General features: G+C 65.3%; 30 protein-coding genes and 1 pseudogene. 15 read left to right on the top strand and 16 right to left on the bottom strand.

The window, feature by feature from the left end:
- Nucleotide 1: 1 nt before the first annotated feature.
- From minD to ABB29_RS08520, 3 genes are read right to left on the bottom strand one after another with little or no spacing between them, the layout of a single operon-like run.
- A complete protein-coding gene (gene minD / locus ABB29_RS08530; RefSeq protein WP_057658201.1) occupies nucleotides 2–814 on the bottom strand; it encodes a septum site-determining protein MinD in 813 nt (270 codons plus the stop codon).
- 42 nt (nucleotides 815–856) lie between these two features.
- A complete protein-coding gene (gene minC / locus ABB29_RS08525; RefSeq protein ID WP_057658237.1) occupies nucleotides 857–1,603 on the bottom strand; it encodes a septum site-determining protein MinC in 747 nt (248 codons plus the stop codon).
- An 11-nt stretch (nucleotides 1,604–1,614) separates the two neighbouring features.
- A complete protein-coding gene (locus tag ABB29_RS08520; protein ID WP_057658200.1) occupies nucleotides 1,615–2,220 on the bottom strand; it encodes a GNAT family N-acetyltransferase in 606 nt (201 codons plus the stop codon).
- A 188-nt stretch (nucleotides 2,221–2,408) separates the two neighbouring features.
- On the opposite strand from ABB29_RS08520, the gene ABB29_RS08515 reads away from it, so the two are divergent.
- The 6 genes from ABB29_RS08515 to ABB29_RS08490 all read left to right on the top strand — a co-directional run bounded on the left by ABB29_RS08515 (nucleotide 2,409) and on the right by ABB29_RS08490 (nucleotide 7,325).
- On the top strand, nucleotides 2,409–3,653 hold the full coding sequence (locus ABB29_RS08515; protein WP_083487696.1) for a sensor histidine kinase: 1,245 nt from the start codon (nucleotides 2,409–2,411) through the stop codon (nucleotides 3,651–3,653).
- Nucleotides 3,650–4,291: a response regulator gene (locus ABB29_RS08510; RefSeq protein WP_057658199.1), complete on the top strand. Its 642-nt coding sequence runs from the start codon at nucleotides 3,650–3,652 to the stop codon at nucleotides 4,289–4,291. Before ABB29_RS08515 ends, ABB29_RS08510 begins: the two co-directional genes overlap by 4 nt.
- 172 nt (nucleotides 4,292–4,463) lie before the next feature.
- A complete protein-coding gene (locus ABB29_RS08505; RefSeq protein ID WP_057658198.1) occupies nucleotides 4,464–5,648 on the top strand; it encodes a polyketide cyclase in 1,185 nt (394 codons plus the stop codon).
- Between the two features lie 96 nt (nucleotides 5,649–5,744).
- Nucleotides 5,745–6,137 carry a DUF423 domain-containing protein gene (locus ABB29_RS08500; protein ID WP_057658236.1) on the top strand — a complete coding sequence of 131 codons (393 nt, stop codon included), beginning with the start codon at nucleotides 5,745–5,747 and terminating at the stop codon, nucleotides 6,135–6,137.
- Between the two features lie 4 nt (nucleotides 6,138–6,141).
- Nucleotides 6,142–6,816 carry a DNA-3-methyladenine glycosylase family protein gene (locus tag ABB29_RS08495; protein WP_057658197.1) on the top strand — a complete coding sequence of 225 codons (675 nt, stop codon included), beginning with the start codon at nucleotides 6,142–6,144 and terminating at the stop codon, nucleotides 6,814–6,816.
- A gap of 101 nt (nucleotides 6,817–6,917) precedes the next feature.
- Entirely contained in the window at nucleotides 6,918–7,325 is a 408-nt protein-coding gene (locus tag ABB29_RS08490) for a hypothetical protein (protein ID WP_157062573.1), read from the top strand.
- Here the strand turns inward: ABB29_RS08490 and ABB29_RS08485 are convergent, their stop codons facing one another.
- The 4 genes from ABB29_RS08485 to ABB29_RS08475 form a co-directional block, all read right to left on the bottom strand.
- Nucleotides 7,326–8,159, bottom strand: coding sequence for a M15 family metallopeptidase (locus ABB29_RS08485; protein WP_057658195.1), 834 nt, complete (start codon nucleotides 8,157–8,159; stop codon nucleotides 7,326–7,328).
- Between the two features lie 98 nt (nucleotides 8,160–8,257).
- A complete protein-coding gene (locus tag ABB29_RS16115; protein WP_083487690.1) occupies nucleotides 8,258–8,434 on the bottom strand; it encodes a DUF4177 domain-containing protein in 177 nt (58 codons plus the stop codon).
- Nucleotides 8,431–8,613, bottom strand: a complete 183-nt coding sequence (locus ABB29_RS08480; RefSeq protein ID WP_057658194.1) for a type II toxin-antitoxin system antitoxin — start codon at nucleotides 8,611–8,613, stop codon at nucleotides 8,431–8,433. The genes ABB29_RS16115 and ABB29_RS08480 overlap by 4 nt, the downstream gene beginning before the upstream one ends.
- Before the next feature lie 20 nt (nucleotides 8,614–8,633).
- Nucleotides 8,634–9,512, bottom strand: a complete 879-nt coding sequence (locus tag ABB29_RS08475; RefSeq protein ID WP_057658193.1) for an SPFH domain-containing protein — start codon at nucleotides 9,510–9,512, stop codon at nucleotides 8,634–8,636.
- Nucleotides 9,513–9,630: 118 nt separating this feature from the next.
- Here ABB29_RS08475 and purT point away from each other — a divergent pair, with 118 nt between their 5' ends.
- On the top strand, nucleotides 9,631–10,824 hold the full coding sequence (gene purT, locus ABB29_RS08470; RefSeq protein ID WP_057658192.1) for a formate-dependent phosphoribosylglycinamide formyltransferase: 1,194 nt from the start codon (nucleotides 9,631–9,633) through the stop codon (nucleotides 10,822–10,824).
- Complete coding sequence (locus ABB29_RS08465) at nucleotides 10,821–11,144, top strand: hypothetical protein (protein ID WP_057658191.1); 324 nt, start codon at nucleotides 10,821–10,823, stop codon at nucleotides 11,142–11,144. The genes purT and ABB29_RS08465 overlap by 4 nt, the downstream gene beginning before the upstream one ends.
- Nucleotides 11,145–11,200: 56 nt before the next feature.
- On the opposite strand, the gene ABB29_RS08460 is transcribed toward ABB29_RS08465, so the two are convergent.
- Nucleotides 11,201–12,430 (bottom strand): endonuclease/exonuclease/phosphatase family protein, encoded by a 1,230-nt coding sequence (locus ABB29_RS08460; RefSeq protein ID WP_083487688.1) that lies wholly within the window; start codon nucleotides 12,428–12,430, stop codon nucleotides 11,201–11,203.
- Nucleotides 12,431–12,469: 39 nt separating this feature from the next.
- Nucleotides 12,470–13,222 carry an arginyltransferase gene (locus tag ABB29_RS08455; RefSeq protein ID WP_057658190.1) on the bottom strand — a complete coding sequence of 251 codons (753 nt, stop codon included), beginning with the start codon at nucleotides 13,220–13,222 and terminating at the stop codon, nucleotides 12,470–12,472.
- Nucleotides 13,223–13,470: 248 nt separating this feature from the next.
- Here ABB29_RS08455 and ABB29_RS08450 point away from each other — a divergent pair.
- Both ABB29_RS08450 and ABB29_RS16800 read left to right on the top strand, forming a co-directional pair.
- Nucleotides 13,471–14,085 (top strand): annotated as a pseudogene (locus ABB29_RS08450) (EF-hand domain-containing protein); the annotation flags it as partial.
- Nucleotides 14,068–14,187, top strand: a complete 120-nt coding sequence (locus ABB29_RS16800; RefSeq protein ID WP_425414747.1) for an EF-hand domain-containing protein — start codon at nucleotides 14,068–14,070, stop codon at nucleotides 14,185–14,187. The pseudogene ABB29_RS08450 and the gene ABB29_RS16800, both read left to right, overlap by 18 nt.
- A gap of 153 nt (nucleotides 14,188–14,340) precedes the next feature.
- Here ABB29_RS16800 and ABB29_RS08445 read toward each other — a convergent pair whose 3' ends face one another.
- The 4 genes from ABB29_RS08445 to ABB29_RS08430 form a co-directional block, all read right to left on the bottom strand.
- Nucleotides 14,341–15,546 carry an RNA polymerase sigma factor gene (locus ABB29_RS08445; RefSeq protein ID WP_057658234.1) on the bottom strand — a complete coding sequence of 402 codons (1,206 nt, stop codon included), beginning with the start codon at nucleotides 15,544–15,546 and terminating at the stop codon, nucleotides 14,341–14,343.
- Between the two features lie 82 nt (nucleotides 15,547–15,628).
- Nucleotides 15,629–16,120, bottom strand: coding sequence for a putative signal transducing protein (locus tag ABB29_RS08440; protein WP_057658188.1), 492 nt, complete (start codon nucleotides 16,118–16,120; stop codon nucleotides 15,629–15,631).
- A gap of 1 nt (nucleotide 16,121) precedes the next feature.
- Nucleotides 16,122–17,033 carry an acyl-CoA thioesterase II gene (gene tesB, locus ABB29_RS08435; protein ID WP_057658187.1) on the bottom strand — a complete coding sequence of 304 codons (912 nt, stop codon included), beginning with the start codon at nucleotides 17,031–17,033 and terminating at the stop codon, nucleotides 16,122–16,124.
- 30 nt (nucleotides 17,034–17,063) lie between these two features.
- On the bottom strand, nucleotides 17,064–17,657 hold the full coding sequence (locus ABB29_RS08430) for an N-acetylmuramoyl-L-alanine amidase (RefSeq protein WP_057658186.1): 594 nt from the start codon (nucleotides 17,655–17,657) through the stop codon (nucleotides 17,064–17,066).
- A 100-nt stretch (nucleotides 17,658–17,757) separates the two neighbouring features.
- Between ABB29_RS08430 and ABB29_RS08425 the strand changes: the two genes are divergently transcribed.
- The 5 genes from ABB29_RS08425 (at nucleotide 17,758) to ABB29_RS16490 (ending at nucleotide 21,913) form a co-directional block, all read left to right on the top strand.
- Nucleotides 17,758–18,249, top strand: a complete 492-nt coding sequence (locus ABB29_RS08425) for an MOSC domain-containing protein (RefSeq protein WP_057658233.1) — start codon at nucleotides 17,758–17,760, stop codon at nucleotides 18,247–18,249.
- Nucleotides 18,249–18,776 carry an alpha/beta hydrolase gene (locus ABB29_RS08420; RefSeq protein WP_057658185.1) on the top strand — a complete coding sequence of 176 codons (528 nt, stop codon included), beginning with the start codon at nucleotides 18,249–18,251 and terminating at the stop codon, nucleotides 18,774–18,776. The genes ABB29_RS08425 and ABB29_RS08420 overlap by 1 nt, the downstream gene beginning before the upstream one ends.
- 103 nt (nucleotides 18,777–18,879) lie before the next feature.
- Entirely contained in the window at nucleotides 18,880–21,024 is a 2,145-nt protein-coding gene (gene rlmKL, locus ABB29_RS08415; protein WP_057658184.1) for a bifunctional 23S rRNA (guanine(2069)-N(7))-methyltransferase RlmK/23S rRNA (guanine(2445)-N(2))-methyltransferase RlmL, read from the top strand.
- Nucleotides 21,025–21,178: 154 nt separating this feature from the next.
- Complete coding sequence (locus ABB29_RS16355; protein ID WP_157062572.1) at nucleotides 21,179–21,508, top strand: hypothetical protein; 330 nt, start codon at nucleotides 21,179–21,181, stop codon at nucleotides 21,506–21,508.
- A gap of 87 nt (nucleotides 21,509–21,595) precedes the next feature.
- Nucleotides 21,596–21,913 (top strand): hypothetical protein, encoded by a 318-nt coding sequence (locus ABB29_RS16490; RefSeq protein ID WP_083487686.1) that lies wholly within the window; start codon nucleotides 21,596–21,598, stop codon nucleotides 21,911–21,913.
- A 30-nt stretch (nucleotides 21,914–21,943) separates the two neighbouring features.
- Here the strand turns inward: ABB29_RS16490 and ABB29_RS08400 are convergent, their stop codons facing one another.
- From ABB29_RS08400 to aptA, 3 genes are all read right to left on the bottom strand, one after another.
- Entirely contained in the window at nucleotides 21,944–23,434 is a 1,491-nt protein-coding gene (locus ABB29_RS08400) for a CoA-acylating methylmalonate-semialdehyde dehydrogenase (protein WP_057658182.1), read from the bottom strand.
- 57 nt (nucleotides 23,435–23,491) lie between these two features.
- Nucleotides 23,492–24,607 carry an alanine dehydrogenase gene (ald, locus tag ABB29_RS08395; RefSeq protein WP_057658181.1) on the bottom strand — a complete coding sequence of 372 codons (1,116 nt, stop codon included), beginning with the start codon at nucleotides 24,605–24,607 and terminating at the stop codon, nucleotides 23,492–23,494.
- A gap of 65 nt (nucleotides 24,608–24,672) precedes the next feature.
- The gene (gene aptA, locus ABB29_RS08390) at nucleotides 24,673–25,971 is read right to left on the bottom strand and encodes an omega-aminotransferase AptA (RefSeq protein WP_245622584.1); all 1,299 of its coding nucleotides are present in this window, start codon (nucleotides 25,969–25,971) and stop codon (nucleotides 24,673–24,675) included.
- Nucleotides 25,972–26,057 lie beyond the last annotated feature (86 nt).

Genomic DNA, 26,057 nt, shown 5'->3' with positions numbered 1-26,057 from the left:
ATCAACCTCCAAACAACTTGCTGAAGAAGCCCTTCTTCTCCAAGGTGGTAAAGCGCAGCGGGCGGTCTTCACCCAGCAGGCGGCCGACGGTGTCGTCATAGGCCTGGCCGGCTGGCGATTCCAGGTCCAGGATCACCGGCTCGCCCTTGTTGGATGCATTGAGCACGTCGCCCGACTCGGGAATCACGCCCAGCGTCTTCAGTCCCAGTACTTCCTCGACGTCGTTGATGCTGAGCATTTCGCCGGTCTCGACCCGTTGCGGGTTGTAGCGGGTCAGCAGCAGGTTGGCCTTGATCGGTTCGCCATCGCTTTCGGCGCGGCGGGTCTTCGAATCCAGCAGGCCGAGGATGCGGTCGGAGTCGCGCACGCTGGAGACTTCCGGGTTGACCACGACAATGGCCTGGTCGGCGAAATACATCGCCAGGAACGCACCTTTTTCGATGCCGGCCGGCGAGTCACAGACGATGAAATCGAAGCCGTCGGCGCTGAGATCGTTGAGGACTTTCTCCACGCCTTCCTTGGTCAGGGCATCCTTGTCGCGGGTCTGCGAGGCAGCCAGCACGTACAGGTTGTCGAAACGCTTGTCCTTGATCAGGGCCTGCTTCAGCGTCGCCTCACCGGTGGTGACGTTGACGAAGTCATACACCACGCGGCGTTCGCAGCCCATGATCAGGTCGAGGTTGCGCAGGCCCACGTCGAAGTCGATGACGGCGACCTTCTTGCCGCGGCGGGCGAGGCCACAGGCGATGCTGGCGCTGGTGGTGGTCTTGCCGACGCCGCCCTTGCCGGAAGTGACTACGATGATTTCAGCCAACGGGATTCTCCTTGCGAGTTGTTGTGTTTGAAGGACGCCGGGTTACTGGGCGGCGATCTTCAGTTGGTCTTTGTCCAGCCAGATCTGCACGGCCTTGCCCCGCAGTTCCTTGGGAATGTCTTCGAGCACCTGGTAATGACCGGCGATGGCCACCAGTTCGGCATGGAAATCACTGCAGAAAATCCGCGCGCTGGTGTTGCCCTGCGCGCCGGCCAGTGCCCGCCCGCGTAGCGTGCCATAGATATGGATGGAACCGTCGCTGATGACTTCGGCACCGGCGCCCACCGTATTGAGTACGGTCAGGTCGCGCTGTTCGGCATACAGCTGCTGGCCCGAGCGCACCGGGGTCTTCTGGATCATGCCGGGCTGGCCGGGGCCGGCGCTGGCGGCCGGCTGGCGGACCGGTTCCGGTGCCGGCGCGGCCGCAGCGGGGGCGGGCGGGGCGGCGTCGACGCGCTCGTACTGGGCACGGAATTTCGACAGCAGCGGCAGCCCCAGCTGCTCGGCCAGTTGTTCGGTTTCACGGGTGCCGTAGGCCAGCGCCACCGGCAACACGCCGGCGTCGCGCAGGCCCTGCAGCAGCGCCTGGGCGCTGTCCAGGTCCGGGATCCGTGAAAGGCCACCGAAGTCGATGATGACCGCGGCGCGGCCAAACAGCTTGGGCGCGCGTTCGACCCGCTCGCGCATTTCGCGGACCAGTTGCGGCACGTCCAGCGTGCGGACCCGCAGGTTGGCGATGCCGACCTGGCCGATTTTCAGTTCGCCGGCCTGTTCGTAATTGCTGTTCATCGGGGCGGCGCTCATGGATCGTTGGCCCGCGGAGTGGCCGAAGGTGTGGCATCGGCCAGCGTGCGCGCACGCGCCCACGGCTGGTCGGGCAACTGCCCGCCATAGGTATCACGCACCCACGGATAGCTGCACAGTTCCTTCATCAGCATGCTGGTGCGCACGTTGACGTTGGGCATGGTGTTCTGGCCGACTTCGCGGAAACCGAAACTGCCATGGAACAGCAGCGCCGGGTCGGCGCCGTGATCCAGGAATACTTCGCAGGCCAGCTGCGGATAGCGCAGCTCGGCATAGCTCTGGACGTCGGCGTAGAACGCGCGACCGACGCCGCCACCGCGACGGCGGCTGGCGACCACGATACGGTCGATGTAGAAGAATTGCGGATAACGCTCGCGGAACCAGGCGAAATTGCTGCTGTCGTGGTCCGCCTCGGAGCCAAACGCGACCAGGAATCCGGCCAGGTTGCCATCGCGCTCGGCGACGCGGAAATAGGCAGCCTGTTGGTAGAACCGTTGAAGCTTGACCGAATCCAGCGGGAGGATCGCCAATCCGGCGTTGTTGTTCAGGGCTAGGACGGAATCCAGCTCGTGCTCGCGCACGTCGCGGATGACAATCGACATTAATGACTCCGTACGGGGTCTTGCAGGGACATGGTGCGTAGGCCGGCTGCGACGGCCACCGCGCAATTATCGCACGGGCGGACCAGCCTGGCACGCTGGCGGTAAGCGTGCCGTGAACCGCCAGTGCCGCGCCGGGACATGACTTTAGTGGGGAGGCGCGCCGTCCCATTGGCCCTACTATGCTGGCCATGCTCGGACGAATCAGCCATACCGGACTCCTGCGCGCCACCGGCCTGTATTCATGGGCGCTGGTCGGCATCCCGATCATCCTCAATGTCTGGTTCCTGCCACCGTCCAGCGGCGCCGACGGGCAGGGCATCAACGTGCCGCTGACGGCACTGGCGTATTTCGGCTTCGGCGCCTGCTACTGGCAGCTGACCCGCTCGCTGGGCAGCGACAGCCGCGAACAGGCCAACGACATCTGGAACGTACCGCTGGCGCTGGTGCTGACGCTGGCGGCGGTGGCGGTCGGCTTCTACAGCCAGACCGGGCTCAGTGCGCTGTTGATGATGATCGTCGCCGGGGTGCTGCCGTGGCTGCTGAGCCTGCGCATCGCCATCCTGTGGCTGTTGCTGGCGCACGTGCCACTGGTCTGGTCGTTCATGGCGCTGGAGGATTTCAGCTTCTGGGAAGCGCTGTTCCAGTCGGCGTTCTACGTCGGCTTTGCCGCCTTCGTGCTGGTCACGGCCAATGTCGCCCGTGAACAGGCCCAGGCGCGTGAGGAACAGCGCCAGCTCAATGCCGAACTGCGTGCGACCCGTGCGCTGCTGGCCGAGAGCGCCCGGGTCAACGAGCGCACCCGCATTTCGCGTGAACTGCACGACCTGCTCGGCCACCACCTGACCGCGCTCAGCCTGAACCTGGAAGTGGCCAGCCACATCACCGAAGGCCGGGCCCAGGAACACGTGCGCCAGGCCCATACCCTGGCCAAGCTGCTGCTGACCGATGTCCGCGAAGCGGTCAGCCAGCTGCGTGAAAGCGGCGCCATCGACCTGGGCGCGGCGCTGCTGCCGCTGGCCGAGCAGGTGCCGTCGCTGGCCATCCACATGGACATCCAGGAACCGCTGACCCTGGACGATCCGCACCGCGCCCACGTGCTGCTGCGCTGCACCCAGGAAATCATCACCAACGCCGTCCGCCACGCCCACGCCAGCAATCTGTGGGTGCATTGCTGGCGCACCGGCGCCGATCTGTGCATCGACGCCCGCGACGACGGTGGCGGCGCCAGTCTGGTGGTCGCCGGCAACGGCCTGCGCGGAATGCGCGAACGGCTGGCCCAGTACGGTGGTCAACTGCAGGTCGAGAGCCAGCCGGGACAGGGGTTCCGGCTGCAGATCACGCTGCCGCTGCTGGACCCGGTGAGCGGGCCGGTGGCGGACATCGAGCGGCCTTTTGAGTCACAATCCGAACGGATTCCCGGAGGTTCCACATGATTCGTGTCTGCCTGGTCGACGACCAGACCCTGGTGCGGCAGGGCATACGCTCGCTGCTGGCGCTGGATGACGGTATTGAAGTGATCGCCGAGGCGGCGGATGGCAAACAGGCGGTCGAGCTGATCCCGCAGATCAAGCCCGACGTGGTGCTGATGGACATGCGGATGCCGGTGATGTCCGGGCTGGAGGCATTACAGGCACTGGCGCGTGCCGGCGAGCTGCCGCCGGCGATCATCCTGACCACCTTCGACGACGATCAGCTGGTGCTGGCCGGACTCAAGGCCGGGGCCAAGGGCTACCTGCTGAAGGATGTGTCGCTGGAGCAGCTGGTCGGCGCCATCCGCACCGTCGCCGACGGCGGCTCGCTGGTCCAGCCGGCAGTGACCCAGCGGCTGCTGTCGGGCCTGGAGCACATGCGCAACGAGTTCGTCAGCCTCGACCGGCCCGACCCGCTGACCGACCGCGAGACCGAAATCCTGAGGCTGATGGCCAGCGGCTTTTCCAACAAGGAAATCGCCAATTCGCTGGGCGTGGCCGAGGGCACCATCAAGAATCACGTCTCCAACATCCTCTCCAAACTCGGGGTGCGCGACCGCACCCGGGCCGTGCTCAAGGCATTCGAGCTCAAACTGGTCTGAGTCAGCGGTATTGTCCCCGGGCCATGCCGGTGCTGGCCGCAGCACGCCCCGGCCGGCCCGGATATTCGACCTTTTATGTGCCCGGATGGACTGCCGCCGGGCCGCCAAGCCTGTTAGGATGCCGGTTGCATATTTTTCAACGGCCGAGGCACCGGCCCCCGGAGACTCCTGAATGACCCGTTTGATCGAGTTCGTGATTGCATTGGCGCTGGTCCTGGCGCTGTTTGTGGTAATCGGCCTGGTATTGCCGTCCAAGCGCCACCTTGTAGAAAGCGTCGAGACCAACCGCAAGATGAGCATCGTGTTCGATACCCTGAACAACGTGCGTCGCCTGAAGGATTGGAACCCGCTGATTCCGGCCGGTGAAATGAGCTATGCCGGTGGCGACGCCAGCCATGCAGGCCAGGGCGCCCGCGTTGAATACAACTCCGAATCCTGGGGCAAGGGCAGCTGGGAAATCGTCGAAAGCGAACAGCCGGCCAGCCAGGATCAGCCCGGCAAGGTCGCCTACGCGATCAAGGACGACCGTACCGGCAAGAACAAGCACAGCGTGTTTTCGCTGGAGCCGACCGGCAAGAACAACCGCAACGTCAAGATCACCCAGACCTACGACATCGACTACGGCTGGGACCTGATGGGTCGCTACTCGGGCATGTATGTCAGCCGCCAGGTCGGTGACCTGATGAAGGCCGGCCTGTCCAAGCTGACCACCCTGCTGGCGGGCGTGCCGAACTATGACTACCGCCTGGAAGGCAGCAACCTGACCGGCCTGAAGGTCGTCGACGTACCGGCCGAGAACGTCCTGTTCGTCAACGCCGGCAACATCGACCGTACCAACGACGCCATCAAGGCGTCGATCAAGGCCAATGCCGAATGGATCCACCGGGTGATGGATGCCAACAACCTGGAGGCCGCCGGTCCGCTGCGTATCATCACCACCGATTTCGGTGCCGAGAAGTACGCCTTCGACGTGGCCATGCTGGTCCGCAAGAAGTCCGGCGACGCCAAGAAGGACGATGACAAGAAGGCCGACGCCGACAAGGCCGATGGCGATGACGCCGACAAGGCCGAGCCGGTCAACACCGACGTGGCCGAGGTCTATGCCGGTGAGCTGAGCGTCAAGATTCCCGACGGTGCGCCGGTGGAATACATCCACATCCCGGCCCACAAGGCAGCCAATGCCCAGTACACCGGCTTCATGGCCGGCCTGGACGTGGTCCGCAACTCGCTGCGCGCCTGGGCGACCACCAACGGTTACGAAGTCACCGACCGCCCGTACGAAGTCTGGAAGAAGGGCGTGGATGGTTCGTTTGAAGAAGACGGCGAATTCGACGTCTACTGGTCCGTCAAGCAGTAAGCAAAGCAGGTATCCATCCCTGATGCTGGTTTTCCAACGCGCCGCTTTTCAGCGGCGCGTTGCGTTTTGCACGATCCCTTTTTCCGGCAGGAAGCCATGTCCGCGAGAACCGATGTGCTGATGACTTATGACCGCCGCCAACGCAAACCCTCGTTCCTTGCCCTCACCGGTGGCCTGCTCGCCGCCACCGCGATAGGCCTGTCCGCGTATGCGGCCCATGGAGTGGCCGACGGCCACCAGCAGAGCAGCCTGCAGACTGCGTCGCTGTATGCGTTTGGCCATGGCATCGCGCTGGCGACACTGGCCCCGGGCACCACCCGCACGCTGGGCCGGCTGGCGTTGTACCTGCTGCTGCTGGGCACGCTGCTGTTCTGTGGCAGCCTGGCGCTGGGCGTGCTGGCCGGGGTCAGCACACGGATGGCGCCAGCCGGTGGCATCACCTTGATGCTGGGCTGGGTGGTGTGGGCGCTGGACGCCGTGCGGCGCTGAGCTGATGCCGCGTTATCGCCGTGGCCATGATGTTGATGCGGCCCACGCGCACCTGTTGCGGGTGGATCGCAGGCTGGCGGGCTGGATGCGGAAGCTGGGGCCGCTGCCGGCCATGCCCGAATGGCGCAAAGCCTTTGATCCGGTCGATGCGCTGGCGCGGGCCATCCTGTTCCAGCAGCTCAGCGGCAAGGCGGCGGCGACCATTGTCGGTCGGGTCGAGGCCGCGATTGGCAGCAAGCGCCTGCACTTCGACACCTTGGGACGAGTGGACGATGCCACCCTCCGTGGCTGCGGTGTGTCCGCCAACAAGACCCTGGCGCTACGGGATCTGGCCGCGCGCGAACAGGACGGTGACATCCCCGATCTGCGCAGGATGTCGCTGCTCGACGATGGACAGATCATCGCGGCGCTGACGCCGGTGCGCGGCATCGGTCGCTGGACCGTGGAGATGATGCTGATGGCGCGGCTGGGACGGCCGGACGTGCTGCCGGTCGATGACCTGGGCATCCGCAAGGGCGCGCAGCGGGTTGACGGCCTGCAAGACATGCCCAGCCCCCGGCAGCTGCTGGAGCGGGGCGAGCGCTGGGGGCCGTACCGCAGCCATGCCAGCCGCTATCTGTGGCGGATCGCCGATTTCGATGGCACCGCCAGGGCGCCGACGCCCCGCTCGCAGGAGTGAGCCGCCGGGTCCGGCCGAGGCTTCACCGGCCACTAACCGATGACCTCTGAAGATACCTGCAGCCGGGCATGCCGCCCGGATTGTCGGTTGGGGAATCGATCATGTCTGCAAACGTTCGTGTTGGTGGTACGCGCTCGACCATGGCTGTTCTGGCGTTCGGCCTGGCCTGTCTGCTGGCGGCAACGGCGGCATGGGCCAAACCTTCCAACAAATGGCGGTTGGAAGTCAGTGAGGGCGCCAATTCCGACGGCGTCATCGTCGTGGAGATAGTGCCCGAAGGTGGCACCGCGACCGACATCAGCATCCAGATCAAGGATGGCACCGGTGAGAACCACGTGGCGCGGGTCATCAAGGACGCGCTGGAACAGCAACTGGGCAAGGGCTATCACGTCGAGGTCGATGACGGCGAGGACGTTCTGGTCAAGGCCAAGTCCGGTACCCCGCACTTCGACATGGTCATCAAGCAGCAGACCGTTACCGGCGTGCGCCTGCACCTGCAGCGCGAATAATCAATCGTCGACGGATGCGTCTGCCGCCGGGCCGTGGCGCCAATGCCACGGCTCGTAGACGATGCCATGCGGATTGTCGCGCGGGTAGCTCATGTGGAAATCGTGGGCGGCGGCGTGCTGTTGCAGCCAGGCGAAGGCGGCGCTGTGCTCGAAGCTTTCCTCGGCTGCCGGCTCGCCGGGAGTGCTGATGTCCAGCGCCATGCCGCCGTGGTGCTCGCTGTAACCGGGCGCGGCATTGACCGTGAGAATCTGCGCGATGGTTTGCCCGCGTGCCAGCTTGCGCTCGAAAATGCCGAGCTGGTAGGCATGGCTTCGATAACCCGAGATCGCCTCCAGGCTCACGCCATTGGCGGCGGCGGCGGCGCGCAATGCCAGCCAGGCGCGAGCGGCGCTGGCGCTCAGCCATAACGGACGCCGGTAGCGGTCGAAACCGGCGAATGCCAATGTTGCCGGTTCGGCAACCAGTGGCAACCCGCTGCGCTGGCCGTAGCTCTCGTCCAGATCCAGCGCCCGCAGCCGCTCACGCAATCCATCCAGCGGCAACGGCGGCAGGGCCGCGAGGTCGCCCGCGCGGCGATCCAGCCAGTCGTCGCAGGCCGATACCGCCTGTGCCAGGCCCGGCTCATACGCCAGCCGGTTGACCAGTGGCTGCAATCCTTCCGCCTGCACGACAGCCAGATAGCGGCCGTCGCGCTTGCGCCGCAATACCGCCAGCGCACGCGACAGGTGGCGGGCGTCGGCATTGCTGCGCGCCTTCAACAGGCCGGCTGGCCAGACCTCGATATCGGCGCTGTTGAGCAGAACGGTTTTCAGTGGAATCGGTTGCCGATGCATGTCGCCAGCTTAGTGCGTGCAGCGCGCTTTGGGGCAACGGCGAACCAGGCAATGCGTCGCTTTGACGCGGTTGCCGGCAGCGGTCAATCGAATCAGCGTCATGCTTCGCGTTTGAACACCAGCAGCGACATCTGCATCGGGTGGCTGACCAGGTTGACCAGCTCCCAGCCCAGCTTGCCGTGGCGGGTCAGCTCTTCCTGGATGGCATCGGCCCGGAAACCGCCCAGCATGCCGGGTTTGACTTCGATGACCTGGTATTCCCAGCGCTTGCTCATGTCGATGACTCCTGGTTGTCTGGATCGGGTGTCGGCAGGCGCCCGCTCTTGCGCAGGGCGTCGCGCAACAGATATTCGATCTGGGCGTTGACCGAGCGCAACTCGTCATCGGCCCAGCGCTGGGTGGCGTTGAGAACCTCGGCACTGATCCGCAGCGGATAGGCTTTTTTTTCAGCCACGATGCTTCCCGCTCACCGGCTCAGTACAACGAGCCGGCGTTGACGACGGGCTGGGTGCCGCGGTCGCCGCACAACACCACCAGCAGGTTGCTGACCATCGCCGCCTTGCGTTCCTCGTCCAGCTGCACCACATCGTTCTTGCGCAGCTCGGCCAATGCCATTTCGACCATGCCGACGGCGCCGGCGACGATCCGCGTGCGTGCGGCGATGACCGCACTGGCCTGCTGGCGTTGCAGCATCGCCTGGGCAATTTCCGGCGCATAGGCCAGATGGCTGATGCGCGCATCCAGCACCTGCACGCCGGCATCGGCCAGGCGCTCGGCCAGCTCATCGCGCAGATGCCGGGAAATCTCGGTCGCATGGCTGCGCAAAGCCACCTGGCCTTCCTCGTGCTGATCGTAGGGATAGCTGGTGGCCATCGTCCGCAACGCCGATTCGGACTGGATGTGGACGAAGCTTTCGTAGTCGTCGACGTTGTAGACCGCCTCCGAGGCATCGACCACCTGCCAGACGATGACCGCGGCAATCTCGATCGGGCTGCCTTCCAGTTCGTTGACCTTGAGCTTGCCGCTTTCGAAATTGCGCACCCGCTGGCTGACCTTGCGCTTGCTGAAGAAAGGGTTGTTCCAGCGCAGTCCATTGTCCTTGACCGTGCCGACGTACTTGCCGAACAGGCTGACCACTGCTGCCTGGTTGGGCTGTACCGTGTACAGGCCAATCAGGCTGAGGAAGGCCAGCAGGCCCAGCAGCACGCCGGCCACGATCATCGGTACCGAATCGGGCCCCGGCGTGGAAGGGCCGATGCCGCTGAAGAACAACCAGCCGGCGATTACCGCGATGACCACGACGCCGAGCAGGAACGGAATGCCGGGCAGGGAACGGATGCTGTTTTCTTTCATGGTTGTCCTCCAATGAGGAATTAAAGATATCAAATTGATATCAGGTGTCAACGGTCGGTCGGTCGCATCGCCGCGGCCGGTAGAATGCCGGCCCAGACTCCCGCTTCCGGAAAATCGCATGACCACCATCGGCACGCCGCTGTCCCCGTATTCCACCCGTGTGCTGCTGCTGGGTTCCGGCGAACTGGGCAAGGAAGTGGCGATCGAGCTGCAGCGGCTTGGCGTGGAAGTGATTGCCGCAGACCGCTACGCCGACGCCCCGGCGATGCAGGTCGCGCACCGCGCGCACGTGCTGGACATGCTCGATGGCGAGGCCATCCGCGCACTGGTGGCAAGCGAAAAGCCGGATCTGATCGTGCCGGAGATCGAAGCCATCCATACCCAGACCCTGGTCGAACTGGAAGCCGAGGGCGTGGCCCGGGTGATCCCGACCGCGCGCGCCGCGCGACTGACCATGGACCGCGAAGGCATCCGCCGGCTGGCCGCCGAAACCCTCGGCCTGCCGACCTCGCCGTACCGGTTTGTCGACACCCATGCCGATTACCGCCAGGCGGTCAGTGAGATTGGCGTGCCGTGCGTGGTCAAGCCGCTGATGTCCTCGTCAGGCAAGGGCCAGAGTACGGTGCGCAGCGAGGCCGATATCGATGCCGCATGGGATTACGCACAGACCGGCGGCCGTGCCGGCGCCGGCCGCTGCATCGTCGAGGGCTTCGTGGATTTCGATTACGAGATCACCCTGTTGACCGTGCGCCATGCCGGCGGCACCTCGTTCTGCGCACCGATTGGCCACCTGCAGAAAGATGGTGATTACCGCGAAAGCTGGCAGCCGCAGGCGATGTCGGCGCTGGCCCTGCAACGTGCGCAGCAGATTGCGCAGGCGATTACCGATGACCTCGGTGGTCGCGGGGTGTTTGGGGTGGAGTTGTTCGTCAAGGGCGACGAGGTCTGGTTCAGTGAAGTCTCGCCGCGCCCGCACGACACCGGCCTGGTCACTCTGGCCTCGCAGGATCTGAGCCAGTTCGCGCTGCATGCGCGGGCGATTCTCGGCTTGCCGGTAATGGCCATCCGCCAGCATGGCGCCAGTGCCAGCTGCGCCTTGCTGGCGCACGGCAACGGGGTGCCGGTGTTCGACAATATCGATGCGGCCCTGCAACAGGCCGACAGCCAGCTGCGGTTGTTCGGCAAGCCGCGGGTGCAGGGCCAGCGCCGGGTCGGGGTGACCCTGGCACTGGGCGACGACATCGGCCAGGCGCGCCAGCGCGCTCGCGATGCGGCGGCGGCCATCGACATTCGACTGCAGGACGCGCCATGAACGTGCATCGTGGTTACGCCGTATTCCTGTTCCCGCAGGCGCTGGAAGCACTGGGCGATGCGATCAAACCGTACCTGGCCGACAATGCCGCCGGTCCGCATTTGCTGTGCCGTGAAATCGACACCGGTGGCGCGCTGTTCGAGATGACCCTGGAAGGCACCAATCCGCAGGGCGAAACGGTGCAGGTCGAGTTGATGCTGCCCGGCAGCATGGTCAAGCTGGTGGTGTCGGCGCAGAACGATGGCGCCATCGGTTTCGTCCCGCGGGTGCCGGCCAGCGATAGCGAAAAGACCGATTCCACCGCTTCAATGAATCTGTAGCACGCCGCCGGCGCAACACCCGCGCGTTTGCCTGGAAGCAGCCGTCAGGCCTGCTGCTAAGGCTGCAGATCGACCCAGACCAGGTGATGGTCGCTGCCGTCGGCGATAGCGGCGCGCGGATCGTCGCTGGCTGGCCAGAACACGCCATTGCCGAGCAGGCCGAAGCCGGTCGATGGCAACACGTAATCCAGTCGCATCGCCCCGGACTGCGGGCCGAAATCGCCGGTGACGTGCTGCGGTGCGCCGCGATGGACGATGCCCTGGCTGGCATAGCGGCGTGCGGTTTCGGCACCACCGGCGCTGCGTGGCGTTGGCTGCCGCATGACCCGCGGATGTTCCAGCAATGCCAGGATGGCGTCGTGATGGCCGTCGCCGTCGATCGGGTCATTGTTGAGGTCGCCGGCGATGATGAAGCGTGCATCGGCGGCCAAGCCACCACAGTGGCCTTGGTCATCGCACAGCCACGGTTTTTCCCCCGCCGAGATGTATTCGCGCCACAGGCGGATCTCGTCGGCATTGCGCAGGCCGTTGCGATCTTCAGGCCCGTCGAACACCGGCGGGGTCGGGTGCGAGACCAGGAAATGGACGGTCGCGGCAGGGGTCAGCACCGGTACGTCCCAGTGCGATTTTGACGACAACCTCAACTGCGCCCAGACCTGCGGCGAGTACCACGGTTTACCGGTGGCCGGGTCAAGCGGCTGCACCGCGCCGGGCATCGTGCTCCAGCGCAGCAGGCGGAAACTTCGCACCTGGCGCGCATCAATCGGATAGCGCGACAGCACCAGCATGCCGTACTGGCCCGGGTGCAGGCCGTAACCCCATGCGTCATTGCCACGGCTGCGGCCTTCACCGCCGACGTCACCGTTGCCATCCAGATCCAGGCCGCTGGGCACACCGGTATTCACCGGTGCCAGATAGCGGTATGGATACGTCAATGGTTCGCCGCCGCCTGGCTGCGCGACCTGCAGGTAACGTTGCTGGAACAGATCCGCGGCGCGCTCGTCAGCGTCGTAGTCGAATTCGTTCAACAGCACCAGATCCGGGCGCACCTGCTGCAGCACCGCGGCGATCTTGCGCGCATGCACGCTGTCGCCCTGCAACTCGGCAATCAGCCCGCCGGCGTCGTCCGAATACAGCGATGTGTTGTAGGTGGCCACGCGCAGTGGCTGGGCCGGTTTGGCCGGCGCCGGCTGATCAGCGGCGGTGGTACAGGCCGTCATCAGCAGCACCAGTGGCAGCAGGATGCATGCAGGCAGACAGGGCAGGGAAGGCAATGGGATTCGCATGCCCTATTCTGGCACGCACGGGTGACCGCGGAACGACAGTCAACGCTCGCTGCCGCCGTCATCTTCGCTTTCGGCAAACGCTCGCCAGCCACGGCCATCAAACGCCTGCAATGGGCGGAAACGACGCTTGTAATCCATCTTCCGGTGGCCGCGGATCCAGTAACCCAGATACAGGTGGGCCAGCGACTCCCGGCGTGCCCACTGCACCTGCCGCAGCACCGCCAGGGTGCCGAGCCCGCGTTGACGCAGGTCGGGATCGAAGAAGGTGTACACCGCCGACAACGCATCCGGCAGCACGTCGGTCACCGCCACCGCCAGCAGCCGGCCATCCTCGCGCAGCTCGAGGAAACGGCTCTGCGACCACGACCCCACGAGGAACTGATCGAACTCGCTGGCGCCATGATCGTCCATCCCGCCCTGCGGGTGGCGCATGCTCAGGTAGCGCTGGTAAAGCGCCAGGTGTTCCGGGGTGCGGCTGGCCATCACCACCCGGCTTTCGACCCGCTGGTTGCTGGCCGCGCAGCGGCGCTGGCTGCGGTCGGGGCTGAACTCGGCGACTGCTATGCGCACGGCGATACAGGCCCGGCAGGCGCCGCAGTAAGGTCGGTAGACGATGTCGCCCGAGCGGCGGAAACCCCATGCCAGCGCTTGCGGATAGAACGCGGCCAGGCGCGGATCACGCGGGTCCAGCACCAGGTCACGGGCCTGCCGGTCAGGCCAGTAACCGCACGCATGTTCGCCGGTATGGAACAGGCGCAGGTCCTCGGCCGGCTGCTGCGGATCAGCGCCCATCGCGAACTCCCTGCCGGTGACGCGGATTCGTCAGCGCAGGCGCCGATGCCGGCGCGGTCAATGGCCGGGACAGGCAGGACGCGGCGGGGGCGGGGCGCGTGCACATGACGGCAGCATACTGCGACGCGACGTTCGCGGCAGCTGCGACTGTCCATAAACTGAATGTTGCGCGACGCCGGTCAACCTTGTCAGGCGCCGGGCGTTTCCAGTGGCAATGACGCAATCGCGTCTGCCACCCGGAGAATGCAATGACCCGCAAGAGCATGATGATGATCGCCGTACTGACCGCATTGAGCGCCAGCGCCGCCTGGGCGGCCGCACCGGCCGCCACCGATGGCGCGGGTGCCCGGCCGCGGCTGGACGCCAACAACGATGGTGCGATCGACAAGGCCGAAGCGGCCAAATCGCCGTGGCTGGCGCAACAGTTCGACAGCCTGGACAAGAACCATGATGGCAGGCTGAGCGCCGACGAGCGGCCGCAGCACCGGCAGCGCAAAGGCACGCGTGGCGGCCACGGTGGCCCGCACGCGGCGATGGCCAGGCTGGACGTCAATCATGACGGCAAGCTGAGCCGTGACGAGGCCAAAGCCGATCCGCGCATGGCCGCACGCTTCGACAGCATGGACGCCAACGGCGACGGTTTCGTTGATCGCAGTGATCGCGAACTGGCCGAAAAGAAGCGCCGCGACCAATGGTTCACCGATGCCGATAGCGACAAGGACGGCAAGCTGACCCGTGCCGAAGTCGCCGCCGCCGATGCCAGGCGCGATGGCCAGAGGCGTGAGCAGATGCAGGCACGCATGCAGCAGCGTTTCGAAGGTGCCGACAGCAACAAGGACGGCAAGCTGAGCCGCGATGAAGTCAAGCAGAACCCGCGCCTGTCCCAGAAGTTTGATCAGATGGACAGCAACAAGGACGGTTATCTGGGCAAGGACGAATTGCAGAGCGCACATCCGCGGCGTTGATTGCCCCGGCTGTTTCCAAGACAACCATGGCTAGACCTGACCCCGCGCCGCAAGGCGCGGGGTCTTTCATGGGCTCATGCACGCTGTCCTGTTCCTGGCTGGCACAGTTATTGCCTGCGCCGGAACCGTAAGTCGATCAAGATCCGTTGTGGTCTACAGCAAGCCTTTGTTCCACAGCACACTGATCAGCGCGGTAACCGCCAGCACGCTGCTCAGTACAATCGATGTTGGCCCTGCCAGATAGGAGTAGCTGCGCCGGCGTCTGGCGTTGCCGGGTTTGGCCAGCAAAGGCCGCATGATGCGCGGCAATATCACCACGTATTGGTAGTTGACGACGGTCAGACCGGCAGCAAACACCAGCACGATCGGCCACCAGCGGACACTGACGGAGATGACCAGCAGCAGGGTGAGCAACCACAGCATGCCGGTGACTGAATTGCGCCACAGGAAACGCCGTATCTGTGCATATTCATCAGCGGTTTCGCAGAAACTGGACAGATACCACCAGCTCAGCAGATAACTCAGCAGACCTGCACCAATACCCAGCCCAATGCTTTGCCACAAAGGCATCTGCTCGATAAGGCCAGCCAGCAACACCCCAGCCGAGCCACCCGTCGCGCTGCTGGAAATCGCGCCGCCGAGCAGGCTGCCGGACCCCAGTTTTCCGACCCCGCCTCCAAGCAGGCCGGAGCCGATCACCGCCGCGGCGCTGGTCGCCGGGGTGGCCATCACCAACGCCCCGACCACCGTCAGGGTGAAGGCACTGCCTGGTGCACTGCTGCAGGCAAACTCGCCGAAGCGGCTGAGCATTTCACTGCGTACCAGCGCACGCGCACGCGACAACCGTTTGCGCACAGCGGCGTCACTGAGCCCCAGCAGCTCGGCTACTTGCTTTGAACTCTGGTCTTCGCGGTAATACAGCAACAAGGTTTCGCGGCTTTCGGCCGGCAGCGCCGAGATGAGCTCGTTGGCGACCTGTTCTTGTTCAGTCCTGGCCATCGACTCGGCCGGTGAGGGTGATGGATCGGCGCTGAGGCGGATCGCCAGTTCAGCAGCTTCGCCGATCAACGGACGGCGGCGATTGGCACGCAGCCAGTCGCGGGCCAGGTTGCGGGTGATCTGGCGCAGCCAAGGCAGAAAGCTGCTGTTGTGGTGCAGCTTGTCCAATTGTTGCCAGGCCTTGAGGAACGCCTCCTGGGCGATGTCCTCGCTGCTGGCCACGTCGCGGGTGATTGCCAGGGCGATGGCGGTGACCGTGTTCTGGCAGGCCGCGACAATGCGCCCGTAGGCGTCTTCATCACCCGCGCGGGCAGCGGGCAGTGTTTCATGCAGCATGGGTTCCAGCTGGGTGGCAATCATCGCGGTCTTCTCCAATGGCTCGCAATCAAGACGCGCGCTGCAGCAGGATGTGACCGGCGGCTTGCGCCGGTGTCCGCCGGGATCAACCGGAAGCGGGCTTGACCTGGACCCGGACCGACTCATCTTCGCTCGCGGGTTCGGCCGGTGCCGGTTGGCTTGCCGGTGACTCGGCCGGACTGCTCGGCACGCCGCGATGGCGGGTGAAGGTCATGTACGCGGCCGCGGCGATGATGATCAGCAGCAGGCCGCGGATCCACCAGGCCCAGTTGCGCCGCGTCGGCGCCTCATCCTGCGGCGGCCGGAAGGTCAGGCTGGCACCGGCGCCGGGACGGGTGCTTTCCAGCAGCCCGGCTTCGCGCAGGATCTCGCGGGCCCGCGGCTGGTCCTCGGCGTGGCGCACCCACAGCCCCGGCTGCAGGCCGGCCGGGACCGGGTCGGTGAAGCTGAACTGGCTGTTGCGCTTGCTCTGGTAGGAGCGGCCGTTGCTGATGTGCACTTCGATGCCGGCGTCGGTCAGCAGCCGCGCCACCCCTTCGACGGTCTCGATGCGCTGGCTGGTGAATATCTGCCGCATGTCAGCTCCTGGCCGGTACGTGGGCGGCGGCGCTGGCGTCGGGCACCACCCGGATCAGGCCTTCCTGGGCGGTACTGGCGACCAGCCGGCCCTGGCGGTCGAAAATCTGTCCGCGGGCCAGCCCACGCGAGTCCTGCGCGCTGGGGCTGTCGATTGAATACAGCAGCCACTCGTCGGCACGGAACGGACGATGGAACCACAGCGCATGATCCAGCGAGGCCATCTGCACGTTTGGCTGGTAGTAGCTGATGCCATGCGGGAACGTGGCCGTGCCCAGCAGCTGGAAATCCGATGCGTAGGCCAGCAGGGCGCGATGCAGTTCGGGCGAGTCGCCGACTTTTTCACTGAGCCGGAACCACACCTGCTGGTACGGCGGCCGCTTGGGCGGCGACAGTTCATCACGCGGATGCACATGGCGGAATTCGAACGGCCCGCGTCGCGACAACCAGCGCTGGACCTTGATCGGCAACGCCGCCAGCCGTTCAGCCGGCAGCGACGGATTGCCATCGAGGTCTTCCGGCGCCGGAACCTCGGGCATGTGGACCTGATGCTCGGCGCCGTCTTCGGCGGCCTGGAACGAGGCCGCGCAGAAAAAAATCACCCGGCCATGCTGGATGGCGGTGACCCGGCGCACCGAGAAGCTGCCGCCGTCGCGGGTACAGTCGACGTCGTAGACAATCGGCGCATCGATGTCGCCGGCGCGGAGGAAATAGGCATGCAGCGAATGTGCCTTGCGTTCGCTGGCCGACACCGTCGCCTGCGCCGCCGACAGGGCCTGGCCCAGCACCTGGCCGCCAAACACGTACTTGGTGCCGATGTCGCGGCTCTGGCCGCGGAACAGGTTGTCTTCCAGCCGCTCCAGCGACAACAGATCAATCAGTTCGCTTACGACGGGTTCGGGATGTTGGGGCACAAGCGGCTCGACGACGAAAACCAGCGCTGATTATAGCGGGGCGGCGTCGTCGGGCTGATCCAGCGGCAATCGCTGCAGCGGCGTGGCGGCGATCAGCGTGGGCCACGGGAACAACGGCCCCGGGTCGCGCTTGCGTAGCACCCGCTGCGTCGGGTCGTCGCTGGCCGGTTCGCTGCGCTGGTCCAGGTCTTCATGGCCAGCGATCCAGGCCAGAGCCGGCAACTGGCCGCGCAGATGGGCCAGCAATGCCAGCAGCGCGTCGATCTGGGCTTGCGGATAGGGCTCGTCCATCTGCTGGTGGGCGGCCGCCAGCCAGTGCGGGTAGCGGCCGCGGTTGACCAGTTCGATGCCAACCGAACGCGGGTTGTAGCCGCTGACGTGATGGGCGCAGCGTTCCAGCGCGACGTATTGTTCGATGCGACCATCGCGGTCGATGTAGAAGTGGCCACTGTTGCCGGTGCCGGACGCATACAGCACGCGTTCGCCGTATTCGCGCGCCATCGCCAGATCCGGCAGCTCGGTGCAGTGGATGACCACCAGATCGATGTCGGTCAGCGCGCGTGCCTGCAGCAGATGCTGGTACGGCAAGGGATGGGCGTGGATGAAAGGCGGGGCTGGCTGCATGGGCCGCATGCTAGCAGCCGGTGGGCCACAGCGGGCGCGCCAGCGCTCAAGTAAACTGTGGGCCTGCGCCGCCGCGCACCGCCGACTGCTGGAACCGCTGATGCCGCTCAATCCCGACTCGCCGCTGGCCAAACTGATGGCCACCCTGCCACGTAGCGGACAGCTGCGCTGGATTGGCCTGCGGCCGTCGCGTGAACAACCGATGGACGCGGTCGGCGAGGCGATCGCGGTCACCGGCGGCGGGCTCGAGGGCGACCGCTACCACGGCGGCAGCGGCAAGCGCGGGGTCACCCTGATCCAGGCCGAACACCTGCCGGTGATTTCGGCACTGGCCGATTTTCCCAACCTGATGCCGGAACTGCTGCGCCGCAACCTGGTGGTTTCGGGACTGCCGCTGATTGCGCTGAAAGGTCGCCGCTTCCGCATTGGCGAGGTGGTGCTGGAAGGCACCGAGCCCTGCGATCCATGCTCACGGATGGAAGCCGCGCTTGGCCCAGGCGGCTACAACGCCATGCGTGGCATGGGCGGCCTCTGCGCGCGCATCGTCGAAGGCGGCCGCATTGCCATCGGTGACCGCGTGGAAGCACTGTGATGGCGCGCGGCCACTGTATCCTCTCGCACGGTTTCGAAAGCGGCCCTGACGCGACCAAGGTCACCGCACTGGCCGAGGTCGCGCAGCGCCTGGGCTGGAGCCACGAACGGCCCGATTACACCGATCTGGATGGCAACCGCGACATCGGTCCGCTCGGTGACGTGCCGGCGCGCCAGCAGCGGCTGCTGGAACTGGCGCGCCGGGCCGCCGCGGCGGGGCCGCTGGTGCTGGCCGGTTCCAGCCTTGGCGCCTATATCGCCGCGCGGGTGTCGTTGCAGGTGCCGACGCGCGCGCTGTTCCTGATGGTGCCGCCGACCACGATGGGACCGTTGCCGGCGCTGGAGGCAGCGGCAGTGCCGACCAGCATCGTGCATGCCTGGCATGACGAGCTGATTCCGGCGGCCGAGGTGATTGCCTGGGCCGGCAAGCGTTCGGCCCGTTTGCTGCTGGTCAACGACAGCCACCGGCTGGCACGCCATGTAGAGACGAGCGCACAGGCATTCGAACAGTTGTTGTCGAGCTTGTAACCCACCCGCTGGCGCCGGCCTTGATGGTGGGCGCGCACCGGTTCCCGGCTGATGGAGGCGATTCCATCAGCCCTGTAGTGATTGATTGCATCCCGAGGTTGTCTTGAAATTCTTCGCTTCCTGCGCCAAAGGCCTGGAATACCTGCTTGCCGACGAACTGGTCGCGCTGGGTGCCAGCAAAGCCACCGCCACCACCGCCGGCGCCAACGTGCAGGGCGAACTGCAGGACGCGCAGCGGGCGGTGCTGTGGTCACGGCTGGCCAGCCGCGTGCTGTGGCCGATCGCCGAGTTCGAGTGCCTGGACGAGGCGGCGCTGTACCACGGCGTGCTGGCCATCGACTGGACCGCGCACATGCGGCCGGGGCTGACCCTGGCGGTGGATGCGCACGTGTCCGGCACCGCCATCACCCACGCGCGCTATGCCGCGCAGCGGATCAAGGACGCGGTGGTTGACCACCTGCGCCAGCAGGGCTGGGAGCGGCCTTCGGTGGATGTCGACAATCCCGATGTCCGCATCAACCTGTCGCTGCGGCGTGGACGGGCAACGATCTCGATCGATCTGTCCGGTGGCTCGATGCACCGGCGCGGCTGGCGGCAGGTGCAGAACGATGCCCCGTTGAAGGAAAACCTGGCCGCGGCGGTGCTGATGCGCGGTGGTTGGCCCGGTGCCTACAAAGGCGGTGGTGGGCTGCTGGATCCGATGTGCGGCAGCGGCACCCTGTTGATTGAAGGCGCGTTGATGGCCGCCGATGTCGCCCCTGGCCTGCAACGTCACGGCAACCTGCTGCCGACGCGCTGGCCGGGCTTCGACGACGAAGCCTGGCGCGGGATGTTCGCCGATGCCAGTCATCGCGAGCAGGCAGGCATGGCGGCACTGAAGCCGGTGTTCTTTGGCAGCGATCTGGACCCGCGGGCGATCCGCGGTGCCCAGGACAACGCGGTGCTGGCCGGTCTGGCCGGGGTCATCCAGTTTTCCGTGGCCGACGTCGCGCAACTGGCGGCGCCGGCGCTGGCCCATGGCCTGGTGGTCTGCAATCCACCTTACGATGAGCGACTGGCCGCCGATGCCGCGTTGTACAGGACCATCGGCCAATCCTTGCAGCGCAGCGTGCCGCAATGGCGTGCCAGCCTGCTGTGCGGCAACCAGGAACTGGCCTACGCCACCGGGCTGCGCGCGGCCAAGAAATACCAACTGTTCAATGGCGCCATCGAATGCGCGTTGATCGTCTGTGATCCGATCGGTACGCCACGCGCGCAAAGCGATGCACCGCGCGAGCTCAACGAAGGCGCGACGATGGTCGCCAATCGCCTGCGCAAGAACCTGAAGCGCTTCAAGTCCTGGACCGGGCGCGAGGGCATCAGCTGTTACCGGGTCTACGATGCCGATCTGCCCGAGTATGCCGCCGCGATCGATCTGTATCAGGAGGCCGGCGGCCAGGCGGGAAGCGGTCGCCGCTTCCTGCATGTGCAGGAATACGCGGCCCCGGCATCGATTCCCGAGCATGACGTGCGGCGTCGATTCGGCGACCTGCTGGCGGCGGCACGCGAGGTATTCGCATTGCCGCCCGAGCAGGTGGCAATCAAATCGCGTGAGCGTGGCAAGGGCGGCAGCAAGTACGGTCGCATGGAGCAGCGTGGCGAGTTTTTCTGGGTCGAGGAAAACAACGCGCTGCTGAAGGTCAACCTGTTCGATTACCTCGACACCGGCCTGTTCCTCGATCATCGGCCGTTGCGCAGGCGGATCGCCAGCGAGGCGCGGGGCAAGCGCTTCCTCAACATGTTCTGCTATACCGGCGTAGCCAGCGTACAGGCCGCGGTCGGCGGCGCGGCAACTACCACCAGCGTGGACCTGTCGGCCACTTACCTGGAATGGTGTGGCGACAATCTCTATCGCAACGGTTTTGGTGGCGATGCCCATCGCCTGGTCCAGGCCGATGCGTTGCGCTGGCTGGAAGCCGAGGGCGGCGAATATGATCTGATCTTCTGCGACCCGCCGACGTTTTCCAACTCGGCCCGGGCCGACGATTTCGACGTCCAGCGCGAGCACGTGCGCCTGCTGCGGGCAGCGGTGTCGCTGCTGGCGCCGGGCGGCGTGCTGTATTTCAGCAACAACTTCCGCCGTTTCAAACTGGATATCGAGCAGGTATCCGCCTTCGCCCGTTGCGAGGACATCAGCGCCAGCACCATCCCGATGGATTTCGAACGCAACCCGCGCATCCACCGCTGCTGGCGACTGCAGCGGGCCTGACGCGGCCATGCGCTTGTAGATGAGCGGCATCGGCGTGCACAGGGACTGACCACCTGCGCTCTACCGCTCGCCACATCTGCGCGCGCAGCTTTCATGGGCCAGGAAAGCGAAAGCAAACGCCAAAGCGAATGCTCAAGCAAGTGCTCAAGGGCAAGTGCTCAAGCAAGTGCTCAAGCAAGTGCTCAAGCAAGTGCTCAAGCAAGTGCTCAAGCAAGTGCTCAAGCAAGTGCTCAAGCAAGTGCTCAAGCAAGTGCTCAAGCAAGTGCTCAAGCAAGTGCTCAAGCAAGTGCAAAGGCTCAAACAAAAGAAAAAAACATCATCGTCATCCCGGCGAACGCCGGGATCCAGCTTCTCAGCCTCAGTTCCGGGCAAACGGCTAGATCCCGGCATTCGCCGGGATGACGGGCATCTGGAAGGTCGCGGAAGGTGGATGACCCGACATTCGTCGGTTGAAAACCCGGCGAACGCCCGGATGACGACTTAATTGGAGAACCCGGCTGGGTGGTGGTGCTTCATTTGCCACACATGTGTCTACTGGCACAATCGAAACGTCCATGAAGGAGTAAGGAACATGACCCTGTTGCGCATGTCACCGTTGTTGCTGGTGTTGTTGGCCGCCTGCAGCGCCCCCGAGCCACCGGCCGCAGCACCGGCCCAACAGTCGGCTCCGGCTGCTGCCAATCCACCGCAGCGGGCCGATGTGCCGGAGGTGCCGATGCCCGGCAGTGATCGCGACAGCCACGGCTGCATCGGCTCGGCCGGCTATCGCTGGTGCAGCAAGACCCAGCAATGCGAGCGACCCTGGGAGTTGGCCAAGCAACAGGGCTTCGACAACACCAGCGACGCTTTCGATCAGTATTGCGGGATGCCCGACGCGACGTCTTCGTGAAGCCCGGGCCTGCCGCCGTGGGCGGCAGGTCTATTTCATCGTCGGCATCGAAAACTCAGCGGCGTGCGAATCCGGCCAGCGCGCGGTGATGGTCTTCAGCCGGGTGTAGAAGCGCACGCCATCGGGACCGTGCATGTGCAGTGGGCCGAACAGCGAGCGCTTCCAGCCGCCAAAACTGTGGAATGCCATTGGCACCGGAATCGGCACGTTGATGCCGACCATGCCGGCTTGCACCTGGTGCGCGAACTGGCGGGCGGCGCCGCCATCGCGGGTGAAAATGGCGGTGCCGTTGCCAAACTCGTGCTGGTTGACCAGCGCAAGCGCAGCGGCCAGATCCGGCACCCGCATCACGCACAGCACCGGGCCGAAGATCTCTTCACGATAGATCCGCATCTGTGGCTGGACATGGTCGAACAGGCAGCCGCCGAGATAGAAACCGTCTGGATGATCGGCCATCGTCAGGTTGCGGCCGTCGACCACCAGGCTTGCCCCTTCCTGCACGCCGAGATCGACATAGTCACGGACCTTGTCGCGATGCGTGGCGGTGACCAGCGGGCCCATTTCCGGATCATCGCAACCGGGTCCGATGCTCAACGCGGTGACCCGGGGTGCGAGTTCGGCGACCAGCGCGTCGGCGCAGGCATCGCCAACGCAGACCGCGACCGAGATGGCCATGCAACGCTCACCGGCGGATCCGTAGGCAGCGCCGAGCAGTGCCGACGCGACGCCCGCGATGTCGGCATCGGGCAATACCACCATGTGGTTCTTGGCTCCGCCCAATGCCTGCACCCGCTTGCCCTGGGCACTGCCACGGGCATGGATGTATTCGGCAATCGGGGTTGAGCCGACAAAACCCAGGGCCTGTACCCGTGGCTCGTCGATCAGCGCATCGACGGCTTGCTTGTCGCCATGGATGACATTGAAAACGCCATCGGGCAGGCCGGCCTGTTGCAGCAGTTCGGCCATGAACAACGCGGCTGACGGATCCCGCTCGGACGGCTTCAGCACAAAGGTGTTACCGCAGGCCAACGCGACCGGGAACATCCACAGTGGGACCATCGCCGGGAAGTTGAACGGAGTGATGCCGGCGACCACGCCCAATGGCGAGCATTCGCTCCAGGAGTCGACATCGCGACCGACGTTGATTGAATGCTCGCCCTTGAGCAGGTGCGGAATGCCGCAGGCGAACTCGACTACTTCCAGACCGCGGGTGACTTCGCCACGGGCATCGGAAATGACTTTGCCGTGTTCGCTGGTGATGATCGCGGCCAGCGCGTCGGCATGGCGCTCAAGCAATTCCTTGAAGCGGAACATCACCCGCGCGCGATTGAGTGGAGTGGTTGCCGCCCAGCCCGGATAGGCCGCCGCTGCCGCGTCCACCGCCAGCGCCACGTCGGCGGCGCCGGCCAGTGGCACCCGCACGCTGATCTGTCCGCTGGCCGGATTGAATACTTCGCCATGGCGGCCACTGCTGCCCAGCCAGGGCTGGCCATTGATGTGGTGGTTGAGTACGTCGGTCATGGCTTCACCACCTCGGCGCAGTTGCGGACATCGCGTTGATGCAGGGCAGGGTTGTGGTCATTCCAGCGCTTGCAGCGCCGGCAGATAGTCGTAGCCCAGATCCTCGGCCACCGCCTGGTAGGTCACGTGGCCGCGATAGACGTTGAGTCCGGCGCGCAGGTGCGGGTGATCGAGCAAGGCCTGGCGCGCGCCCTTGTTGGCCAGTTGGATGGCGTATGGCAAGGTCGCATTGGTCAGTGCGAAGGTCGAGGTCCGCGCCACTCCGCCGGGCATGTTGGCCACGCAATAGTGGATCACCCCATCGACCTCGTAGGTCGGGTCCTGGTGGGTGGTCGCCTTGCTGGTCTCGAAACAACCGCCCTGATCAATCGCCACGTCGACCAGCACCGAACCGGGTTGCATCAGCCTGAGTTGATCGCGCGCGATCAGCTTGGGTGCGGCCGCACCGGGTATCAGCACCGCGCCGATCACCAGATCGGTGGTTGGCAGGCGCTCTTCGATCGCATCGTGGGTCGAATAGATCGTGGTCAGTTGATGTCCGTAGATCTCATCCAGGTATTTCAGCCGTTCCAGTGAACGGTCCAGCACGGTGACGTGGGCGTTCATGCCCATTGCCATCCGCGCGGCGTTGATGCCGACCACGCCGCCGCCGATCACCAGCACTTCCGCCGGCTTGACCCCGGGGACGCCGCCGAGCAGCACACCGGAACCGCCCTGTGCTTTTTCCAGGGCATGGGCGCCGGCCTGGATCGACATCCGCCCGGCCACTTCGCTCATCGGCGCCAGCAAGGGCAGGCCGCCGCGATCATCGGTGACGGTTTCATAGGCGATCGCGATGCAGCCGGACTTGATCAGTGCCGCGGTCTGTTGCGGGTCCGGTGCCAGGTGCAGATAGGTGTAGAGAATCTGATCCGGACGCAGCATCGCGCACTCGACCGGCTGCGGCTCCTTGACCTTGATGATCATCTCGGCGCGCTGGAATATCTCGGCCGGGGTGGCGACGATCTCGGCACCGGCACGCTGGTACTGCTCGTCAGTCAGGCCGATGGCCTTGCCGCCGTCCTGCTGGATCAGGACCTGATGGCCGTGCTTGACCAGCTCGCGCACGCCCGACGGAGTCAGGCCGATGCGGTACTCGTGGTTCTTGATTTCCTTGGGGACGCCGATAAGCATGTGATTCTCCGGAGCATGACCCGCGCCTGGCGCGGGCGGAAGTGTCAGGGACAGCGGTAACAGGATCAGGCAACGCCGCGGATGATGTCGGCCAGGCGCTCGAAGATCTGATCGATGTGTGTTTTCTCGATGATCAGCGGCGGTGACAAAGCAATCACGTCACCGGTGACCCGGGTCAGCATGCCGCCCTTGTGGAAGGCGTCGTTGAACACATCGAAGCCGCGCGTACCGGGCGCGCCGTCGCGCGGGGCGAATTCGATCGCGCCAATCAGACCGTAGTTGCGGATGTCGATCACGTTCGGCAATCCCTTCAGCGAATGGATCGCCTGTTGCCAGTAGTCGCCCAGTTCGATGGCTTTTTCGAACAGGTTTTCCTCGGCATAGGTATCCAGCGTTGCCAGGGCGGCGGCGCAGGCCAGCGGATGACCGGAATAGGTGTAGCCATGGAACAGGTCGATGGCGTTGTCGGCGCCTTGCGCGAAGGCCTGGTGAATCCGCTCCGAGACCAGCACCGCGCCCATCGGCACGCAGCCGTTGCTCAGGCCCTTGGCCGCGGTAATGATGTCCGGGGTGACACCGACACGCTGTGCCGCGAACGCCTTGCCGACGCGACCGAAGCCGGTGATCACCTCATCGAAGATCAGCAGGATGCCGTGCTTGTCGCAGATCTGGCGGATGCGCTGCAGGTAACCGTCCGGCGGCAGGATGACCCCGGCCGAACCCGAGATTGGCTCGATGATGACCGCGGCGATGGTCGAGGCATCGTGCAACGCGACCAGCCGTTCCAGATCCTCGGCCAGCTCCAGTCCATGCGCCGGCAGACCCTGGGAAAACGCGTTGCGCTGGATGTCCAGTGTGTGCCGCAGATGATCGGTGCCGGGCAGCAGTGGGCCAAACCACTTGCGGTTGTTGGGCAGACCACCGACCGAAATACCGCCAAAGCCGACCCCGTGATAGGCCTTCTCGCGGCCGATCAGGCGGGTGCGCTGGCCATCGCCGCGGGCGCGGTGGTAGGCGAGCGCGATCTTCAATGCACTGTCGACCGATTCAGAACCGGAGTTGGTGAAGAACACATGGTTCAAGTCGCCCGGACTCAATTCGGCCAGGCGCTGCGCCAGCACGAACGGCAGCGGTGAACTCATCGAGAAGTTGGGCGCGAAATCCAGGGTTTCGATCTGGCGCTTGACCGCCTCGACGATACGCGGCCGGGCGTGGCCGGCGTTGACGCACCACAGGCCGGCGCAGGCATCGAGGATCTCGCGGCCGTCGACGTCGCGGTAATGCATGCCCGAGGCGCTGGCCAGCAGGCGCGGCGCGGCCTTGAACTGCTTGTTGGCGGTGAACGGCATCCAGAACGCATCCATCGATGCCGGCTTGGCGGTCGCCTGTTGCTGGTAGTAATCCGCCAGCGCGGTGGTGGCGGCAGGGTCGGGGCTCATTGGTGACTCCA

This window comes from Pseudoxanthomonas dokdonensis (assembly GCF_001431405.1).
GTDB lineage: Bacteria > Pseudomonadota > Gammaproteobacteria > Xanthomonadales > Xanthomonadaceae > Pseudoxanthomonas_A > Pseudoxanthomonas_A dokdonensis.
The sequence above is the reverse complement of the archived record's forward strand: the minus strand, read 5'-3'. Positions and strand labels throughout refer to the sequence as shown.

Bases quoted from the DNA above. Each gene is read 5' to 3' on its own strand.
- ABB29_RS08500 (WP_057658236.1), top strand. From the start codon at position 5,745: ATGTCCGCGAGAACCGATGTGCTGATGACTTATGACCGCCGCCAACGC.
- purT (WP_057658192.1), top strand. From the start codon at position 9,631: ATGACCACCATCGGCACGCCGCTGTCCCCGTATTCCACCCGTGTGCTG.
- ald (WP_057658181.1), bottom strand. From the start codon at position 24,607: ATGCTTATCGGCGTCCCCAAGGAAATCAAGAACCACGAGTACCGCATC.
- ABB29_RS16490 (WP_083487686.1), top strand. From the start codon at position 21,596: ATGACCCTGTTGCGCATGTCACCGTTGTTGCTGGTGTTGTTGGCCGCC.
- ABB29_RS08455 (WP_057658190.1), bottom strand. From the start codon at position 13,222: ATGGGCGCTGATCCGCAGCAGCCGGCCGAGGACCTGCGCCTGTTCCAT.
- ABB29_RS08445 (WP_057658234.1), bottom strand. From the start codon at position 15,546: ATGATTGCCACCCAGCTGGAACCCATGCTGCATGAAACACTGCCCGCT.
- ABB29_RS08495 (WP_057658197.1), top strand. From the start codon at position 6,142: ATGCCGCGTTATCGCCGTGGCCATGATGTTGATGCGGCCCACGCGCAC.
- ABB29_RS08460 (WP_083487688.1), bottom strand. From the start codon at position 12,430: ATGCGAATCCCATTGCCTTCCCTGCCCTGTCTGCCTGCATGCATCCTG.
- ABB29_RS08430 (WP_057658186.1), bottom strand. From the start codon at position 17,657: ATGCAGCCAGCCCCGCCTTTCATCCACGCCCATCCCTTGCCGTACCAG.
- ABB29_RS08520 (WP_057658200.1), bottom strand. From the start codon at position 2,220: ATGTCGATTGTCATCCGCGACGTGCGCGAGCACGAGCTGGATTCCGTC.
- ABB29_RS08505 (WP_057658198.1), top strand. From the start codon at position 4,464: ATGACCCGTTTGATCGAGTTCGTGATTGCATTGGCGCTGGTCCTGGCG.
- aptA (WP_245622584.1), bottom strand. From the start codon at position 25,971: ATGGATGCGTTCTGGATGCCGTTCACCGCCAACAAGCAGTTCAAGGCC.
- ABB29_RS08420 (WP_057658185.1), top strand. From the start codon at position 18,249: ATGGCGCGCGGCCACTGTATCCTCTCGCACGGTTTCGAAAGCGGCCCT.
- ABB29_RS08490 (WP_157062573.1), top strand. From the start codon at position 6,918: ATGTCTGCAAACGTTCGTGTTGGTGGTACGCGCTCGACCATGGCTGTT.
- ABB29_RS16115 (WP_083487690.1), bottom strand. From the start codon at position 8,434: ATGAGCAAGCGCTGGGAATACCAGGTCATCGAAGTCAAACCCGGCATG.
- ABB29_RS08440 (WP_057658188.1), bottom strand. From the start codon at position 16,120: ATGCGGCAGATATTCACCAGCCAGCGCATCGAGACCGTCGAAGGGGTG.
- ABB29_RS08485 (WP_057658195.1), bottom strand. From the start codon at position 8,159: ATGCATCGGCAACCGATTCCACTGAAAACCGTTCTGCTCAACAGCGCC.
- minC (WP_057658237.1), bottom strand. From the start codon at position 1,603: ATGAACAGCAATTACGAACAGGCCGGCGAACTGAAAATCGGCCAGGTC.
- ABB29_RS08425 (WP_057658233.1), top strand. From the start codon at position 17,758: ATGCCGCTCAATCCCGACTCGCCGCTGGCCAAACTGATGGCCACCCTG.
- ABB29_RS08465 (WP_057658191.1), top strand. From the start codon at position 10,821: ATGAACGTGCATCGTGGTTACGCCGTATTCCTGTTCCCGCAGGCGCTG.
- ABB29_RS08515 (WP_083487696.1), top strand. From the start codon at position 2,409: ATGCTCGGACGAATCAGCCATACCGGACTCCTGCGCGCCACCGGCCTG.
- ABB29_RS08400 (WP_057658182.1), bottom strand. From the start codon at position 23,434: ATGACCGACGTACTCAACCACCACATCAATGGCCAGCCCTGGCTGGGC.
- ABB29_RS08510 (WP_057658199.1), top strand. From the start codon at position 3,650: ATGATTCGTGTCTGCCTGGTCGACGACCAGACCCTGGTGCGGCAGGGC.
- ABB29_RS08475 (WP_057658193.1), bottom strand. From the start codon at position 9,512: ATGAAAGAAAACAGCATCCGTTCCCTGCCCGGCATTCCGTTCCTGCTC.